Origin of the sequence: Trichocoleus sp. Lan (assembly GCF_039961855.1) — a bacterium.
Taxonomy (GTDB): Bacteria; Cyanobacteriota; Cyanobacteriia; order Cyanobacteriales; family FACHB-T130; genus FACHB-T130.
The window spans coordinates 63,957-78,051 of sequence record NZ_JAMPKA010000022.1 but is presented as its reverse complement, the minus strand read 5'-3'; the positions used below and the strand labels follow the sequence as shown (position 1 = coordinate 78,051).

General features: G+C 48.5%; 12 protein-coding genes. 8 read left to right on the top strand and 4 right to left on the bottom strand.

Annotated features, from left to right (window positions below; genetic code table 11):
* Positions 1–18: 18 nt before the first annotated feature.
* A complete protein-coding gene (locus NDA03_RS19450; RefSeq protein ID WP_348238891.1) occupies positions 19–156 on the top strand; it encodes a hypothetical protein in 138 nt (45 codons plus the stop codon).
* A 258-nt stretch (positions 157–414) separates the two neighbouring features.
* Complete coding sequence (locus tag NDA03_RS19445; RefSeq protein ID WP_190412034.1) at positions 415–1,068, top strand: heterocyst differentiation related protein; 654 nt, start codon at positions 415–417, stop codon at positions 1,066–1,068.
* A 51-nt stretch (positions 1,069–1,119) separates the two neighbouring features.
* Here NDA03_RS19445 and NDA03_RS19440 read toward each other — a convergent pair whose 3' ends face one another.
* Complete coding sequence (locus NDA03_RS19440) at positions 1,120–1,380, bottom strand: HAD hydrolase family protein (protein ID WP_190438850.1); 261 nt, start codon at positions 1,378–1,380, stop codon at positions 1,120–1,122.
* Between the two features lie 1,014 nt (positions 1,381–2,394).
* Here NDA03_RS19440 and NDA03_RS19435 point away from each other — a divergent pair.
* The 3 genes from NDA03_RS19435 to NDA03_RS19425 all read left to right on the top strand — a co-directional run bounded on the left by NDA03_RS19435 (position 2,395) and on the right by NDA03_RS19425 (position 7,318).
* The gene (locus NDA03_RS19435; RefSeq protein ID WP_348238890.1) at positions 2,395–4,434 is read left to right on the top strand and encodes a serine/threonine-protein kinase; all 2,040 of its coding nucleotides are present in this window, start codon (positions 2,395–2,397) and stop codon (positions 4,432–4,434) included.
* A gap of 504 nt (positions 4,435–4,938) precedes the next feature.
* Positions 4,939–5,973: a mechanosensitive ion channel family protein gene (locus tag NDA03_RS19430; RefSeq protein WP_348238889.1), complete on the top strand. Its 1,035-nt coding sequence runs from the start codon at positions 4,939–4,941 to the stop codon at positions 5,971–5,973.
* A 13-nt stretch (positions 5,974–5,986) separates the two neighbouring features.
* Positions 5,987–7,318, top strand: a complete 1,332-nt coding sequence (locus tag NDA03_RS19425; RefSeq protein WP_348238888.1) for a DUF2254 domain-containing protein — start codon at positions 5,987–5,989, stop codon at positions 7,316–7,318.
* Positions 7,319–7,362: 44 nt separating this feature from the next.
* On the opposite strand, the gene NDA03_RS19420 is transcribed toward NDA03_RS19425, so the two are convergent.
* The gene (locus tag NDA03_RS19420; protein ID WP_348238887.1) at positions 7,363–8,649 is read right to left on the bottom strand and encodes a DUF389 domain-containing protein; all 1,287 of its coding nucleotides are present in this window, start codon (positions 8,647–8,649) and stop codon (positions 7,363–7,365) included.
* A 214-nt stretch (positions 8,650–8,863) separates the two neighbouring features.
* Between NDA03_RS19420 and NDA03_RS19415 the strand changes: the two genes are divergently transcribed.
* Together NDA03_RS19415 and NDA03_RS19410 are read left to right on the top strand one after the other, a co-directional pair.
* The gene (locus NDA03_RS19415) at positions 8,864–9,670 is read left to right on the top strand and encodes an ion transporter (RefSeq protein ID WP_348238886.1); all 807 of its coding nucleotides are present in this window, start codon (positions 8,864–8,866) and stop codon (positions 9,668–9,670) included.
* Positions 9,671–9,821: 151 nt separating this feature from the next.
* Complete coding sequence (locus tag NDA03_RS19410; RefSeq protein ID WP_190429030.1) at positions 9,822–10,409, top strand: hypothetical protein; 588 nt, start codon at positions 9,822–9,824, stop codon at positions 10,407–10,409.
* Positions 10,410–10,485: 76 nt separating this feature from the next.
* On the opposite strand, the gene NDA03_RS19405 is transcribed toward NDA03_RS19410, so the two are convergent.
* The gene (locus NDA03_RS19405) at positions 10,486–11,055 is read right to left on the bottom strand and encodes a DUF3611 family protein (RefSeq protein ID WP_190412026.1); all 570 of its coding nucleotides are present in this window, start codon (positions 11,053–11,055) and stop codon (positions 10,486–10,488) included.
* A 302-nt stretch (positions 11,056–11,357) separates the two neighbouring features.
* Between NDA03_RS19405 and NDA03_RS19400 the strand changes: the two genes are divergently transcribed.
* Positions 11,358–12,131 (top strand): hypothetical protein, encoded by a 774-nt coding sequence (locus NDA03_RS19400; RefSeq protein WP_190817394.1) that lies wholly within the window; start codon positions 11,358–11,360, stop codon positions 12,129–12,131.
* 119 nt (positions 12,132–12,250) lie between these two features.
* Here the strand turns inward: NDA03_RS19400 and ftsH3 are convergent, their stop codons facing one another.
* A complete protein-coding gene (gene ftsH3, locus NDA03_RS19395; RefSeq protein WP_190412024.1) occupies positions 12,251–14,089 on the bottom strand; it encodes an ATP-dependent zinc metalloprotease FtsH3 in 1,839 nt (612 codons plus the stop codon).
* Between the last annotated feature and the right edge of the window lie 6 nt (positions 14,090–14,095).

The following is a 14,095-nucleotide window of genomic DNA, read 5'->3' as shown; positions in this document are numbered from 1 at the left end:
GCATCTCACCCCTGCGGTGTGGCAAATCTAGCGATTCTGGTTTGGATGCACTACGGTTTAACTCTATCCCGTCCGCAGAAAGGGGTTCAATATCCCCGCTGGGTGAATAGCGAGGGGTTGAGGGCGAAGTTCCAAGTGTATTGCACGCCAGAGTGAGAACCGCTATAAAGTACGGATGTCAATTCGTCGCTTCTTAAATCTCTACAATTTTTTTTTAGCTGGACAACTGACATGATGTGGTTTTGAATGTAAGAGCATATACGAGGTCGTAACAAACGCCTCCCTATCCCATCTACTTCAGTTGCTAATTTAGTTGCTAAGTTAACCCGATTTGAGTAGGGTGTTAAGTTATGATTCTCGGAGTGCATCAGTTGCGACTATTTGTGGTTCAGTTACCGTTGAAAAGCAAGAGCGATGAGTGAAAAGAGTACAGCATTTCTGGCCGGGGCTGCCTTCGCCGGAATTGCAGCTTTCGTCTTGCTTAGAACTGGCGGGAATCCCAGTCAAGCCAACCTGCCGACTTACCTGCCCTCGCCACCGCAGCCAGGACAGCCCTACGGCACGATGCAGCAGCTGCCGCCTCCGCCTCCGACTGCGGCTGGTGTCTCGCCGGATACGACTCCCTATTGCTTACAGCAGCAGAGCGAAACTCAAAGGCTAAAAGATCGGCTCGAACAGCAACAAAGTGAAACCGAGCAGGTGAAAGCCCAGCTGCGGAATCAGCAAATGGTGATTGAGGCTCTGACTACGCAGGCAAAAGCAAATGTCTATCCTCCGCCGGTCAACCCAACCCAAGCCTTGCCTCCTGTTCAAGAGCAACAGCCCCTAAATCCCATGCTGACAGGCATCCTCTGGGCAGTAGGAGGCATGGTTCTCACTGTCATTAGTGGGGTTGTGCTGGCAGCAGCCTTTGCGTTGCTGTCGCAACAGCAGCGTCCTCCCCGGACAGTACAAGTGATTCACCCCATCCAGCCCCCTCCGCCAACCTTATCCCACAGACGGCGTTCTGAGTTTCTGCCCCCGCAGCTAGAAGGTAGGCGGAATGACTCCATCGACTACGACAGGTAGACAAACGTTGACCGCTTCTGAGCTATCTAGCAGAATGTTGTGTCATTGCCGCTAAGGTTGAAGTGCGGATAAATCCGAAGCCACCAGATGGTCAATCAATTCAATTACCCCAGCACCGCGATCGCCCTTCGTGACAAAATCGGCAATCTCTTTGAGCATGGGCAGGGCGTTGACGACGGCGACGCCACACTCGCACAGGTTCAGCAAGGCGCTATCGTTTTCGGCATCGCCAACGCCTACGGTGTTGTGCGGCGATAATCCCAATTCGCTCAATGCCACGCTTAACCCAGAGGCTTTGTATCTTCCAAGCAATTGAACGCTATAGTTGCTTTGATTTTAATGGGAATAGGCGGCGTTACTGCTCTTACAGGTAGAGATAAGTTAGTTTTATCAATTTAAATTGCCTGACTTAGTTGTTGAATTTCTCTACTGGCGTATTTCAAGGGTTGTTTTTGACAGGTTCTAGCCCGCACTTGTAGTAAGCGATCGCCCAATCTTCTTGTGCCTGCACAACTAAGACGCGCATGGCTGACTCGTCGCTAGCAATGTCTTCATCTATCGGCGATCGCTCATTTTTTCGAGTCGAGTTTTAAACCCAAAACTGCCGAGTGGGGTCAGCATCGCCCCAATGTGCCTGAGAAGCGAATGGATATAGACATCTAACGCCAATTGAGCGCGTTAGTTGCCTTTTGCAACTGCACTCTGAATCTAGGGCAGATATCCCGATAAAAAAGTACCACTTGAGGGACACCTGGCAATACTTTTTCAATCGCTTCAATTCCCTTTAAGTTGGCTGGGTAATAGAGTAGGGTTAAGCCTCAATGAAATATTTTTTAAAATGTCAGCTTGACTTTCTTCTCTAGTCATTACAGCGTCTTGCTTGCGATCGCTTCCCTCGTTCCAGGTAAACTTAAACGAGCCGTAATTTCATCTGCTATGCATCAACGAGTTTGTTTAGTTGATAGCAATCCTTTTAAAGCAATCCTAATTCATTTATGAACTAAAATTGCTCTAATTACCCCTTTTTGAGATTCAATATGATATTTTGGGGTTTTTAAATACCTTGAGAGCGACAAGAGCCGACTTCCTTTGCATCCCTCTTAAGTTCTCTTCGCCAAGGATATTTTTTCAAAGAGGTGCATATCAAACGGAAAATGCTATAAATTCAAACTAAATCTTTAGGATAGAAAAACCAGTCCCTCTTTTTTTTGTCGTCAGCTAAAAGCCTTAATAGATAACAACTATTGGGCTTGCATCCTCCAGCAATGGGTGGATGATTGAAAATTCTCAACATATATTAGGGATATGACAATTCTGTAGCTATCTATGAGCTACTGCATCAATCCCTGCTGCCCCAAACCTAACGATCCAGCCAACGCCAACAACCGTATTTGCCGCAATTGTGGCTCAGAGTTGCTGGTACAAGGGCGCTATCAGGTCATGCGCCTACTGAGTGACAACAGTGGCTTCGGCAATATTTATGAAGCCTACGAGGGCGCAACCCCCAAAATCCTGAAGATCCTCAAAAAAGATCACAACACGAATGCCAGAGTCGTCGAGCTATTTCAGCAAGAAGCCATTGTATTAAGCCAGCTAAATCATCCCGGCATCCCCAAAGTTGAGCCTGATGGATACTTTCAGTTTTATCCCAGAAACAGCCGAGAGCCAGTATATGGCATCATCATGGAGAAAATTGATGGTCCCAACTTAAAAGAGTGGATGCAACAACAGGGCGATCGCCCTCTCGATCAGCGGCTAGCTCTTGACTGGTTAAAACAGCTCGCTGAGATTTTACATCTTGTCCACCAAAAAAACTATTTCCATCGTGATATTAAACCCGCAAATATCATGATGCGCTCCACAGGGCATCTGGTATTAATTGACTTTGGCACCGCCAGAGAGATGACCTATACTTACCTTGCGGAAGTCGGCGGCGCAGGCAGTGTCACGAGGATTAGTTCTGCTGGCTATACACCTCCAGAGCAAGAAAAAGGTCATGCTGTACCCCAGTCAGATTTCTATGCCTTGGGCAGAACTTTTGTTTATCTGCTGACTGGCAAACTAGCAACAGATCGCGCAATTTATGAACCTTTAACAGATAAATTTAATTGGCGCAATCATGCACCGGGTATTTCACCCTTACTGGCAGATTTTATTGATAAACTGATGGCTCCTACCGCAGGAGCGCGGCACAAAAATACTCAAGAAATTTTAGATGAACTCGCTAAAATTTCACAGTCTTTATCTAGACATAAACCTTCTCCTAATTTTAGTCTGATTGGTATCGGGGCAATTGTTGGGATACTTCCACCTTGGAAGCCTTCATTAGCCCCAACGATCATTGTTAGTAAGAAAAATAAAAATAAATGGTTGGTGGGGGGAGCCGTTGCTTGCTTGGTCGGATTAGGAGGATATGGAATTTGGCAACTATCTTACCAAGACGCGCCCAAAGTTATCGCTTATGAAAATCTTTCGGGAGTTAAAACGCTTCATGGACATGAAAGCCAGGTAAATTCTCTGGCGATTAGCCCGGATGGACAAATTTTAGCCAGTAGCAGTGCAGATAAAACAATTAGAATTTGGAACAAGTCTACATCCAAAGAGATTCGCATCATAAAAGGGCATGATAGCTACATAAATTCTCTAGCGATTAGCCCAGATGGAAATACATTAATAAGTGGCAGCGCCGATAAAACAATTAAAATTTTAAATATCTCCACGGGTCAAGAAATCCATAGATTAAAGGGACATTCTAACCCTATTAATTCTGTTGCGATTAGCTTTGATTGGCAGACTCTAGCCAGTGGCAGCGCCGATAAAACAATTAAAATTTGGGATATTTCTACGGGTAAAGCAATCCGCACGTTTCAGGGTCATTCCCAACCTGTTAATTCCGTTGCAATTAGCCCAGATGGGCAGACTTTAGCCAGTGCTAGTGCCGATAAAACAATTAAAATCTGGGATATTTCTACTGGCAAAGCAATCCGCACACTTCAGGGGCATTCTCAACCTGTTAATTCCGTTGCGATTAGCTCGGATGGGCAGATTTTAGCCAGTGCTAGTGCTGACAAAACGATTAAGATTTGGGATTTAAACACTGGGAAACAAATTCACACCCTCACCCGGCATTCTAACTATGTGAATTCGGTTGTGATTAGCTCAGATGGACAAACTTTAGTCAGTGGCAGTGCGGACAAAACAATTAAAATTTGGAATCTTTCAACGGGTGAAGAAATTCGCACGCTTACCGGGCATTCTAGCTGGGTTAAATGTATTGTGATTAGCCCGGATGGGCAGACGATTGCTACTGGCAGTGGTGACAGTACTATCAAAATTTGGCAGGTGCCGGTCGCAGATGCCCGATAACTCACGGGGGTGTTGGCGGGGGCGGCTATTAGATGTTTATCGGCTTCCTTTGTGCGATCGCGCTACAATCTAGCACTATAGGAACTTGTTAACAGTATTTTATCGATATTTTCCTAGATATAAATAATTTTTTTATAGTTTATCTGTCTCTATTTAGATAATTATTCAAAAGTTAAATCATTATTCATGGTTTAGCGCTAAATCAACTATAGCAGTTCTCACTTGAGTGCAGTATAGACTCGGAACCTCACCCCCAGCCCCTCTCCGTTCACGGAGAGGGGGGAATATTGAGGAATATTGAACCCCTCCCTGTGAACGGGGTGCGGCAGGGGTGGGGTTAAACCGTACTACATCCAATAGAGAATTGCTATAACCTTAGAAATAAATTATGAATATATTTATTTTTATAATAGAAGCTGTGTTATCTAGATACTGACCATAGACAGAGTCAAAATTATGAATTTTTAATTAAAATCAACAACATTTTGTAAGCGGAAAATAGGAATGAATTTTCAAACATCGGTATCAACAGCATGGGGGAAAATTCAGGCAATGATCGATGGCCTGATTGTCATGCTGCCCAATATTGTATTAGCACTAATCGTCTTCACACTATTTTTTTTTGCAGCAAGAGCGATTAAGGCGACGGTCAGACGGCTTACCAGAAGGCATCGACAAGCTCGGAATCTGGGTCTGGTGTTAGGTCGTTTGTCGCAGGGAATTATTATTTTAATTGGTCTATTTGTAGCATTATCCATCGTTATCCCGACATTTCAAGCCGGAGATTTAATTCAACTGCTAGGGATTAGTGGGGTCGCAATTGGTTTCGCGTTCCGCGATATTCTCCAGAATTTTCTGGCTGGTATTTTAATTCTGTTGACCGAGCCATTCCAGATCGATGACCAAATCGTATTTAAAGACTTTGAAGGAACGGTTGAAAATATCCAGACGCGAGCCACGACGATTAGAACCTATGATGGTCGTCGCATCGTGATTCCAAATTCTGAGCTGTTTACAAACTCGGTAACTGTGAACACTGCTTTCGAGAACCGCCGCCTTCAGTACGATGTGGGTATTGGTTACGGCGACGATATTGACCGGGCAAAACAACTGATTCTGGAAGCGATCGCTAGCGTCGATGGTGTTTTGGAAGATCCAGCTCCCGACGCCCTTGTAGTGGATCTAGCTGACAGTACGGTGAATATCCGCGCCCGTTGGTGGGTACAGCCGCCGCGACGTGCAGATATTCTCGATAAGCAGGATCAAGTTCTCGCTGCCATTAAGAATAAGCTCACGGCTAACGGCATTGATATGCCCTTCCCAACGCAGCAAATCCTGTTCCACGACCAAACCGAAGAGACAGATGGCGATCGCACTCGTCAGCGTGAAGGATGGCCTGCGGGGAAACAAGAAGTGCCAAAACCCCGCAGTATCGGCGGTTCCCTCCGGAAGCTAGCAGAAATGCGTGCCCAAAGAGATGGAAATGGCAGCCATAGAGACGAGAACCCCGATCGCCCTCATACTGCCGACGATAATTGATGAAAAATAATTGATGAAAAACATCAAGCTGGGCAAACTGTGGGACTCGCTCCACTCTAGCTACTGGTTTGTGCCAACCCTGATGGCGCTCAGCGCGATCGCGTTGGCATTCGGAATGTTAAGCCTCGATCGAGCAGCCAAATCTGGCCCCATAGAGTCGTTGGGCTGGATCTACACCGGCGGGCCAGATGGGGCGAGAACGCTGCTTTCATCTGTTGCTGGTTCGATGATTACCGTTGCTGGTACTGCCTTCTCGATTACAATTGTTGCCCTTACTCTCGCTTCCTCACAATTCGGCCCGCGACTGATGCGGAACTTCATGCAGGATACGGGCAATCAAGTCGTCCTGGGCACGTTTATCGGTACATTCATCTACTGCTTGCTGGTACTGCGAACCGTGCGGGGAGATGACTACAACGTATTTGTGCCGCAAATCTCCGTCACGATTGGCATGGTGCTAGCGCTCGCCAGTATTGGCGTCCTGATCTACTTTATCCATCATGTCTCAACCTCGATGCAGGCATCCCATATCATCAGAGACGTTGGCAGAGAGTTGGACAATGCCATCGATCGCTTGTTTCCGCAGAAGATCGGGCAGGGTAAATCAGTACCAAAGCAACGGTCGGTGGCGGAAATCCCTGCCGGGTTTGAGAAGGAAGCTGCTCCTATGTTGGCGAAAGAAAGCGGTTATCTTCAAGCAATTGATGACGAGCTGTTAATGAAGATCGCTACCTCAAAAAACCTCCTCCTGCGTCTGAAATATCGCCCCGGCAAGTTTATTGTGGAAGGAAGCGAACTGGTGATGATTTGGCCTGGGGAACGGGTGAATAAAAAACTCACCCAGCAGTTCAACCAAGCATTTATTTTTGGCGAACAACGCACCGAACAACAGGATGTAGAATTTCCCATCGATCAGTTAGTTGAAATTGCCGCTCGCGCCCTTTCTCCTGGCATCAACGATCCGTTTACGGCGATCCAGTGTATTAACCAGATGACCGCTGCACTTTGCCGTCTGGCGGAGAAAGATTTCCCCTCGCCCTACCGCTACGACAAAGACAACAACCTGCGAGCGATCGCAAATCCGGTGACGTTTGCAGAGTTAGTTGACGCTGCCTTTAACCAGATTCGACAGTACAGCAAATCGGATGTAGCAGTGAAAATTCGATTACTCAAAGCGATCGCTCTCATCGCCACCCACACCCGCAACCAGAAAGACCGGGCGGCGCTGCTACGTCATGCCCAAATGATCGAGCGCAGTAGCTGTGAGGAAGTATCGGAGGAATTAGACCGAAAGGATATTGAGGAGCGATATTTGGCAGCGGTGAAAGCGCTAAAGGAGTTTTAAATGACGCTGCTCATATTTAGCTTGAAATTTAGCTTGAAAATAACTTAACTTTCCGATTGCGGCGCTTCCAGAACGCTGACATCAATTAAAGGTGTGACGTTAAACCCTTTGCCAAGTAATTGCCTTTGAATTGCGCGAGTCATGCGAGAGCGAATCTCTTCCGAAGACTCAGTAACACCCGCCTGACGCTGAACATAAATGGTACCCAACAACGTATTCTGACCTTTGATATTCGAGGGGGTGAACCGAACATTGGCTTCCACCAGTTTCGCCAAACCGCTATCATTCACCACCTTCTGGATTTGGGCAACGGCACGCTGTTCGCGGCTGCCGCGCTGAAGTTCCGGGGAGGAGGAAAACTGCCAAGTCAGCAAGCCCAAGAGCGCTACAGCAGTCGCTGCAAAAGCAGATGGAAATATCCAGCGCTTGCCACGGTTATAACGGGCACCTTGAGCAGACAGACCATAGGCGCGGAACATCAGGGAGGCGGATAGATTAATCCCAACCAGTTGTAGCAACAGCACAAAGACGCCGTTTACAGCCATATCCCAGCGACCCATTGCGCTTGCCATCCCCACCATTCCGGCAGGCGGTGCCAGTGAAGCGGCAACCAGCATTCCCACCGCTGCCCCAGACACAAGGCTACTTCTTTCCGATTGGACAAGATTCAGAGCGCCTGCCGCACCTGCGACCAGTGGCAGCAGCACGGCTACTGCCGAAACCGTACTGGTTGTGTTCATGGAGGATGTCACCACTTCCTGCCGCAGAATCAAGGTGAGTGCCCCAGTGACTAGGATTGTTACCGCCAGGGCTGAAAAGTATCGTAAAAGGCTCCGTCCGAGAAGTTCTCCATCGCCGCGTGCCGTAGCGATCGCTGTATTCATCGCTGGCCCCGCAAACGGTGCAATCAGCATGGCAGCGACGAGAAGATAGCTAGTATTGGTGAACAAGCCGATCCAGACCACCACACCCGCCGCCGCGGCATATCCCAGAAACCCTTTCCACGAGCCAACGCTTTGCAGCCCTGAAAGGAAAATTTCGATGGGACTGCGTGCCTGCACATCTGTCACCTGCTGCGCTGCTTTAAAAGGCGGTGGCTGCAAGGCGATGACTCCACGCGGAAGCAGCGTGACGTTCAATTTTGGCACCGATTGCAACTGTTCGAGTAGTTCCTCAACCTTTCCATTCGGCACGTGAACGATGACCACGTCTAACGATTCATCAGCTCCAGTCGCTTCAAACAGGGAAAGATTCGCTCCGTCACAAGTTTGGGCGATATCCAGAACTGTTTTCCCATACCCACGGGGAACCTGTACAAGTAGTTGGCGCATTGCGGCTGGCTATATTAAGTCTGCGTCCCTTGTACCATCTCGCACAGTATGGAAGTTCGCTCTCTAGCTAGAGGCATATTTCACTACTTTTCTACTAATCTCTGCTGGGGTTTTCTATGCACCTGGATATTTGCCCACAGTCTGACCGCTGTACCCTTGGCTCAGCTTTACGGCAAGCGCTTTCAAAACTGCTGTAGGAGTCATTAAAAATCTTATGAGCAATCTGAGTCCATCTGAAAAACGGGAACTCAAAAAAGAACAAGGTGAGTTTCTGCAACAGTTGGAAGACTGGCTAGAAACACCGATGCTATTGCTCGGCTTCGGGTGGCTGGCATTATTGGTCGTCGAACTGATCTGGGGCTTAAATCCCCTGCTGGCAATCATCAGCAACGTCATCTGGATCGTCTTTATCCTAGACTTCGCCTTACGATTGGTTCTGGCTCCTCACAAATTTGTCTATCTCAAGCAAAACTGGCTCACAGCTCTCTCCTTGCTGTTGCCAGCGTTGCGCGTCTTCCGAATTACCCGCGTGTTTCGCTTACTGAGAGCCAGCCGGGGACTGCGACTGGTACGTGTCATCAGTTCTCTGAATCGCGGTATGCGATCGCTCCGAGCCAGCATGAGTCGTCGTGGTTTTGGCTACATCATCGCGCTGACGCTGGTGGTGACGCTGGTGGGAGCCGCAGGGATGTATGCTTTTGAAAGCAATACCCCTGATGGGCGCGGACTGAATGACTACGGTGCTGCACTGTGGTGGACAGCAATGATTATGACAACGATGGGGTCGGAATACTGGCCTCAGACTCCAGAAGGTCGGGTACTCTGCTTGATCCTATCGTTATATGCTTTTGCAGTGTTTGGCTATGTAACGGCAACCCTCGCCACCTTCTTTGTCGGACGCGATGCGGAAGACGAACAAGCAGAAGTAGCAGGTGCTAAATCTATCGCCGCGTTGCATGAAGAAATCGTTGCATTGCGGGCTGAGATTCAGGCGCTTTCCCGTCAGAAACCAGAAGCATGATATGAAATTGAATTAATTGCTTCGTTTATAGTTTGTTAGTAATGACTAATTGGGGAAAAGTTTTAAGTCTTGAATTAAAAAACTTTCTTCTAACTCAAAACTCAATACTGCAAACTCTCTTTACCCATGACCCATTTATGAGGAAAAAGCAATGCTGAGTAGCAATTGGCGAGGGTATAGAATCGCCGCTTGGGTTGGACAGTTTTTACTCGCGATCGCGATCGCCGTTGAATTGTATCACCGGAACTGGGTGGGTTCATTTACACTCGCCTGCTTCCTGGCTGCTTCGTTTCTGTTTGTGACCCTCGAAAATCAACTGCCAACGTTGTTTGATTTTCTGTTTGTTATCGCAGCCTTGATCAATGCGGGTGGCTGGGTTTGGGGTTTATTTTACCCACCGGGACCCTACGATGAAATTGCTCATGCCTTTACAACCTTTTCCGTAACGCTGGCGCTGAGTTTTCTCGTGTATGAGTCAATGCTGACTCCGTTCCGCTACCACCGACTGCTGTATATCTTAACGATCTCTAGCTTCGGAATCGCCATCGGCGCTCTTTGGGAGATATTTGAATGGGTGGTGCAAGTGATCAATGACCTTGATGACACCATCGTGGATCTGATTATGGACACCATTGGAGCTTTAACGGCAGCACTGGTAAGCGTGTGGGCGCTACAAGAGCGAGTCCATCCAAAATCAACTGTCGAAGATCAATCAGTATCGCCAAAGCGCCGCCGTTAAAAATTTTTAATGAGTTGTAAGCCATGAGTCATTAGTCATCAGCAATAAACCAAAGACCCAGAGGTGGGGGAAATTCTTACTGATTATGCACCCACTTGAGCAGCCCTAGAGCAGTGACAACATTTACAAAGTGACCGGCAATCCCATTAAAATTCGCTAACACCACAAAAACATCAAGCGCTCGAATGATTTTGTAGGGGTCGGTGATTGCCACACCTGGAGGTTGGGATACAGATTTTGCTAGTAAGACTCCCATACTCGCTCCACCACCCAACAGACATAACAAAATCCCCACCAAACCTGTAATTAACGCTAGTCGCAGGACTTGAACGGTATCGGCTTTGGAGGGATGCACAGCCGAATTAGGATTTGCTAAACCTTTAGCGATGCGAGTGTAGCGGAAAGCTAAGAAGACACCGAATAACAGTGCGAAAAGTCCACAAATTGCCCAAAATATACCGACTCCTAGGGCAGGATTTGCTTCATTGGCAAAGTTACGACCAGAGATAGCAAATAATAAAGCGATGCCAGAAGCAACTGCCAATCCTAATTCGACCCAGAAGGCAATCCAGCCTACCAGACGAAAAATATTGGAGATTTTTTGTTTAGTTGGGGAAGGTGAGTGGGTGTCTGAGTGAGTTTGCATATCTGTCTCATGTTGCAAAAAGGAGCTGATACCCCACACCAGAACACTACCTCTACTGGCTCTGGTTATACGCCCACCTAGAGAGAGAACCGATCCCTTGCCTAAAGATGAAAATTTATCGGTCAATCAACTTGTTTAAAACTTGAAGAATCAGAAAAATCGGCTAAGGGGAGGACGCCTTAGTGCCCAAATCCTATCAAGCTAAAGAGCAAGGGCACTGATTTCAGAGCCGCTATTGACGAGTGGCGTGTCTTTTTAGTCAAGATATTCATTCTAAAAAATATTCCCTCTTCTCAACTAAGATGCTGTTGGCAGTTGCAGAGTCTTCGGTATTCAATCCTGATGTACGCTTCCTGTCTGCAATCCTTGCAGTCGCGTTGGCTCTGGTACATCTCTACTCCGGTAAGCTGCGCTTTCTGGATGCCACCCCTCGCAGTATCTGGCTTTCTATCGGGAGTGGCGTATCTGTCGCCTACATTTTCGTCCATATCCTCCCGGAACTGAGTCAGGCACAGGAGACAGTTAAGGAGACGTTGGACGGGGGGTTTGCCTTTCTGGAACACCACGTTTACCTGGTGGCACTCATAGGCGTCAGCGTGTTTTATGGACTGGAGCGAGCTGCTACACTGTCGCGCCAGCGCAACCAAAAGGCGGGAAATGGAGATGTTACAGAAGCTGGGGTCTTCTGGCCGCACATCGCTTCATTCGCCGTTTACAATGCTTTGATCGGCTACCTGTTAATCCACCCGGAGGAACCGGGTTTTCAAAGTCTTTTTCTGTTTTTCTTCGCAATGGCTTTGCATTTCATGGTCAACGACAACGGCTTGCGCGAACACCATAAGGATGCCTATCACAAGAAGGGGCGCTGGATACTGGCGGCAGCGATTATCGTGGGATGGGTCATTGGCAGCGGAACCGAAATTCACGAGGCAGCGATCGCTGTCTTGTTTGCCTTCCTCGCCGGAGGAGTCGTCCTGAACGTGCTGAAGGAAGAACTCCCGGAAGATCGCGATAGCCGCTTTTGGGCTTTCGCTCTGGGTGCAGGTATCTATGCCGCGCTGCTGCTGGAACTGTGAAGCGGTGCCGATCTTTGTTTGCAACCAAAGCGTCTTTGCAAACAAAAAAATCGGGGCTGTTCTAGAAAATATCCTAGAACTGCCCCAATTTTTTTAATGCTCAATGAGCAATTAGCGAATTATGCGATCGCTGCCATCTTCACATCGTTATTCGCCAGAACCTCTTGCAGTTCCTCAGCGTCTACCGTTTCCTTTTCTATGAGCATTTGAGCCAATTGATCCAGGATGTGGCGGTTATTCACCAGCACTGCTTTGGCACGATGGTAAGCTTGATCCACCAAATTGTGGACTTCATCATCAATCGTCGCCGCAGTTGCTTCCGAGAAATCCCGCTCGGCGGCAATGTCGCGTCCCAAGAACATATTTCCTTGCTGACGACCTAAAGCAACTTGTCCCAAGCGATCGCTCATGCCAAACCGCATCACCATTTGACGCGCCACACGAGCCACCTGCTGCAAGTCATTCGAGGCACCCGTTGTTACTTCTTCTTCACCGAAGATGATTTCTTCAGCAAGCCGACCGCCCAAGGCGACTGCCATCTGATTTTGCAGATAAGAGCGGCTGTACAGACCAGAATCCATCCGGTCTTCACTCGGTGTAAACCAAGTCAAACCACCCGCACGACCGCGAGGGATGATGCTGATCTTTTGCACCGGGTCATAATCTGGCATCAAGGCACCGACGAGAGCGTGACCCGCTTCGTGGTAAGCCACCAAGGTTTTGCGCTTCTCGCTCATCACCCGGTCTTTCTTCTCTGGGCCAGCTAGCACCCGGTCGATGGCATCATTGATTTCATCCATCGAGATTTCGGTCAGGTTGCGACGAGCCGCCAGAATCGCTGCTTCGTTCAGCAAATTGGAGAGGTCAGCACCCGTGAAACCAGGGGTACGACGAGCGATCTTCTCCAGATCCACATCCTTCGCCAGCGTTTTGCCACGGGCGTGAACGTTGAGAATCTCCAAGCGACCGGCATAATCGGGACGATCCACGACCACCTGACGGTCAAAGCGACCCGGACGCAGCAGTGCTGCATCAAGTACATCTGGGCGGTTCGTAGCAGCGATGATAATAATTCCCGTGTTGCCCTCGAAACCGTCCATCTCGGTCAGCAACTGGTTGAGGGTTTGCTCCCGCTCATCGTTACCGCCGCCTAAACCTGCACCCCGCTGACGCCCCACGGCATCAATTTCATCGATAAATACGATACAGGGAGCATTTGCCTTGGCTTGTTCAAACAGGTCGCGCACGCGAGAGGCACCGACACCGACGAACATTTCTACAAACTCAGAACCAGAGATAGAGAAGAAAGGCACGCCTGCTTCCCCAGCAACTGCACGAGCGAGCAGCGTTTTACCCGTTCCCGGAGGTCCAACTAGCAGCACGCCTTTGGGAATTTTTGCTCCAATGGCGGTGAAGCGGTCGGCGTTCTTGAGGAAGTCAACGACTTCATTCAGCTCTAGCTTGGCTTGGTCAATGCCAGCGACATCCCCAAAAGTTACTTGGGTTTGTGGCTCCATTTGGACTCTGGCTTTGGATTTGCCAAAGTTCATCGCTTGAGAGCCTGGGCCACTCTGAGCGCGGCGTAGCAAAAAGAATAATCCAACCAGAAGCAGAACGGGGAAGAAGAGACTGCTCAAGGCGCGGAACCAGAAGCTGTCATCGCTCTGGGGCAAAACTGAAATGTCTACACCCTTGGTGGACAGAATGCTAATCAGGTCTGGGTCATTAGGCAGGTTAACGACAATCTTGCTGCCGTCTTGTGCTGTAACAAGCGCCTTAGTGCGGTCGGCACTAAGACCAACTCTTTCAATCCGACCGTCTTGAACTTCCTGAATCAGCTTGCTGTATTTCCAGGTTTCCCGACTTTGGGGTTGTTTGTCTAAAAATGCTGTTCCTAAGGCGATTACAACTATTGCTAGCAGCGCATACAGCCCTGCATTTCTCCACCGTTTGTTCACCGAGTT